3 protein-coding genes and 1 pseudogene are annotated in these 3,588 nt (G+C 72.8%); all 4 read right to left on the reverse strand.

Annotation, left to right across the window (positions count from 1 at the left end; translation table 11 throughout):
* On the reverse strand, nt 1–654 hold a 654-nt coding region (locus tag AB0K09_RS31375), incomplete at its 3' end, for an MFS transporter (protein ID WP_366068790.1).
* Nucleotides 651–2,537, reverse strand: a complete 1,887-nt coding sequence (locus tag AB0K09_RS31380; RefSeq protein WP_366068791.1) for a WD40 repeat domain-containing protein — start codon at nt 2,535–2,537, stop codon at nt 651–653. The genes AB0K09_RS31375 and AB0K09_RS31380, both read right to left, overlap by 4 nt.
* A 477-nt stretch (nt 2,538–3,014) precedes the next feature.
* Nucleotides 3,015–3,383, reverse strand: a complete 369-nt coding sequence (locus tag AB0K09_RS31385) for a DUF488 family protein (protein WP_366068792.1) — start codon at nt 3,381–3,383, stop codon at nt 3,015–3,017.
* Nucleotides 3,334–3,588: pseudogene (locus AB0K09_RS31390) on the reverse strand (hypothetical protein); the annotation flags it as partial. The gene AB0K09_RS31385 and the pseudogene AB0K09_RS31390, both read right to left, overlap by 50 nt.

Consider the following 3,588-nt stretch of genomic DNA (forward strand, 5'->3'; position numbering starts at 1 on the left):
CGACAGCTTCCAGCCGCCGGGACCGCCGCCCTGCGCCGTCTTCGCCGCCGTGCGCCGCTCGGGGTGGACGCCCAGCGCCCAGACCACGATCGGCGCGAAGAACGTCGCGAGGTTGATCCAGAGCAGGCCCGTGTAGCCGATCAGCGGCAGACAGCCGGCGGTGAGCAGCGGGCCGGCCAGGGTCGTCGCGAAGAACAGGCTGTTGAGCGTGCCCCGCGCCCGGACCGGGCTGCGCGGGAACATGGCGGGGGTGCCCGCCATCCAGCCGGTGCGGTACGCGGCCCCGCCGACCGCCACGAGCAGTGCGCAGCCGAAGAACAGCCACACCGGCGCCCGGCCGGCGACCAGGCACAGGTTCATGGCCAGGCCCGCGGCGGCCTGGACGAGCAGCCCGGGGACGACCAGCACGCGCGGCCCCCAGCGGTCCGCCGCCGACCCCAGCCACGGGGCCAGCAGCAGACTGACCGGCACGGCCGCCGCCAGCAGCGACATGACCGCGAGCGAACCGGTCAGGTCGTAGGCGAGCAGCGGCAGCACCGTCGCGTACACGGCCTCGCCGACGTTGTTGACGACGTTGCCCGCGGCGAACACGCGGAACCGCGGGTCCCGGAAGGGTGACGGTTCCGCGCGCTCGGTGGCGGCCGGTGCGCTCACCCCGACCACGCCGGGGCGACGGCTCCCGGCAGCCACAGATCCCGTACGGGGGTGAGCACCTGCTCCGGGCGGCCGCGGTCGAGGCGGAACAGCCGCAGCCAGCCGCCGCGTCCGCCGACCACGACCAGCGGCCGTCCGGCGGCGTCGCGCAGCGAGGCGATGCCCTTGGCGAAGTCCGGCAGGTCCTCGACCAGGGCCAGCAGTTCGCCGGTCTCGTGGTCGTAGGCGCCGACCTGCATGCCGTAGGTGACGGCGCACAGGACGCCGTCGATGACGGTGTGGTTCTCGACGGTGTTGTCGAGGAACTCGGAGAAGACGCGGGCCGGCTTGTCCTCGCCCGGCACGTACTCCTTGATGCCGCCGGCGCCGGAGACGCGCACCACGCCGCCGTCGACGTCCAGCCGCTTGGGGTAGCCGCCGAGGTCCACGGTCCACGTCGGCTCGCCGGCCGGGTCGTAGGCGGCCAGCTGCCCGTTGCGGGTGCCCAGCAGCCGGGAGCCGTCGGGCAGGTAGGCGGTGGCCCACGCGGAGGCGGGCAGCCCGTCGATACGGCTCAGCTCCGTGCCGGTGGCCATGTCCAGTTCGAGGCCGCCCGCGTTGCAGGCCACCAGGACCCGCTCCCCGTCGGGGGAGACGGAGAGGGTGTGCACGATCCCGGGCAGCTCCACCGACCAGAGCGTCTCGCCGCCCGCCGCGCGGAGGACCGTCCGGTCCCAGGCGATGCCGACCCAGCCGTCACCGGTGGGCAGCACGCGGCGGGTGAACCCGAAGCCGCTCGGGCGCTGTTCGACGAGCCGCAGCGCCGGGAGGCCCGCGACGTGCTCCTCCAGCCGGACCACGGCGGTGCCGTCGTCGGTGGCGACCAGCAGGTCCCTGCTGTCACCCGGCAGCGGCTGGACGTCCCACACGCACTGCCGCTCGTAGTCCAGGCGGGTGAGGTACGTGCCGTCCGGGGCCAGCTTGACGATCTCGCCGTCCTGGCCCAGGACGTGCAGGGCGCCGTCGTCGTCGAGGGCGATGTCGATGATCTGGTGGCTGAAGCCGCCGACGCGGGAGGTGATGCGCGGTTCGGGTGCGGTGTTGTCGATGATCAGCAGCTCGTTGTCGAAGCCGCCGGAGTAGGCCGTGGTGAAGTCGGGGGAGAAGACGAGGCCTTCGACGTCGTTGACGGCGAAGTTCAGGCGGTGCTGCACCTCGCCGTCCAGGCCCAGGACGCACACGCCGTTGCGTATGTTGCGGTCCTCGCCGAAGCCGCCGTCGGTAGTGGCCCAGAACCGCCGGTGACGGCGGTCGTACACGAGCCGGTGGACGTTGGAGGAGTCGATCTCCACCACGGTGGGGAAGGAGAGGTCCTCCAGCGATCCCAGGTGGACGCGCCCGTTGCGGTCGGAGATCGCGTGCACGCCGGGGGCGTCGGTGCAGAACCACTCCAGCATGTCGTAGCCGTGCGGCCAGAGCACCACGCGCTCGACGGTGAAGGTCTCCAGGTCCAGGACGACGAGCTGGAAGTAGCCGTTGTCGACGTAGATCTTGCCCTTCCACAGGCCGATGCCGCGCAGGATGGTCGGCGAGGGCTGCTCCCCCTCCATCAGCTGCGAGGGGTCGCAGGTGGCCGTGGCGTCGAGGCGGTCGACGAGCCGGAGCGTCTCGGCGTCCCAGCGGCAGATGGTGCCCAGCTTGTCCCGGGTGACGATCCAGTCGTCCGTGACGAGCACCGCGTACACCGGCACGCCCGAGGGCTGCTGGGCCACCGTCCCGGAGTGCGAGGAGCGGACCAGGTTCAGATCGGTGTCGTAGCGGTGCAGCCGGCCGTGGGTGGTGGCGGCGAGCAGGCCGCGACCGGGCTGGGCGACGATGCGGGTGACGCGTTCCGTCTGGTGCATGGGATGGAAGTCTCCTTCTGGGCGTGGCCGGAGGGTACACACACGTGCGAGGGGAGGGCTCGAAGAGCCCTCCCCGGCACACATCCGGCCGTCAGCCGGCCGATCGCTGAGTGGCCTCGGGTTGTTCGAGCGGCCTCAGATCTCGCCGCGGACGATGCGGCGCACGGGCTTGGTCATCGGGATTCACCTCCGTCGGTGGTCTCGGGTGCCCGGGTGGCCCCGGGCGTCCGAGTGGGCTCAGATGGCGGGGCGGTTGACGCGGCGGACGAGCTTGCGCATGGGAACCTCCCTCGGTGGCCTCGGGGTCCGGGTGAGCCGGACCCTCGTACGGTCCCGGATCTACGGGCGGGGCCTCAGACGACGGGGCGGCTGACGCGGCGGACGAGCTTGGTCATGAGGGGCACCTCCTCTTTCCCGTGGGCGTCGCGGTGACACTCATAGAATGGGAGGCGCCGGTACCGTTTCGTTCCCGGATCGCTACTGCGACCCTGTCAGCTCGCTCTGGATCACGACCGCCGCGCTGACGGCGGTGTCCTTCGTCGCGGTGAGCAGGGTGAGATGCCCGCCCCGGGCCAGGTCCTTCAGGTGCTTCAGGGCCGCCGCCCGGTCCGGCTCGCGCAGTTCCGCGCGGTAGCGGCGGCCGAACTCCTCGAAGCGGGCCGGGTCGTGGCCGTACCAGGTGCGCAACTCGGTGGAGGGCGCGACGTCCTTGCACCACTCGTCGAGGGCGGCCGCGTCCTTGCTCAGGCCCCGGGGCCAGATGCGGTCGACCAGCACCCGGCTGCCGTCCGCCTCCTCAGGCTCGTCGTAGACCCTGCGGATACGCACCCGTCGTGACCGTTCCATGCTCCCCATCGTCGGCCCCGGCCGGGCGGAACGCACCCCGGGCGGCGGCCGCCGGAGCCGTCTCGTCGTAACGGCGCAGGACCAAGCGGGCGACGGCCCCGTGCGGGCCCAGGGGCGCCGAGACGAGGTCCGCGCCGGTGGCGTCCGCCCCGGCGCGGCGGGCGAAGTCCCCGGGGGCGAGCAGGTACGGCGCCACCGCGACCCG

This window comes from Streptomyces sp. NPDC049577 (assembly GCF_040675635.1).
Taxonomy (GTDB): domain Bacteria; phylum Actinomycetota; class Actinomycetes; order Streptomycetales; family Streptomycetaceae; genus Streptomyces.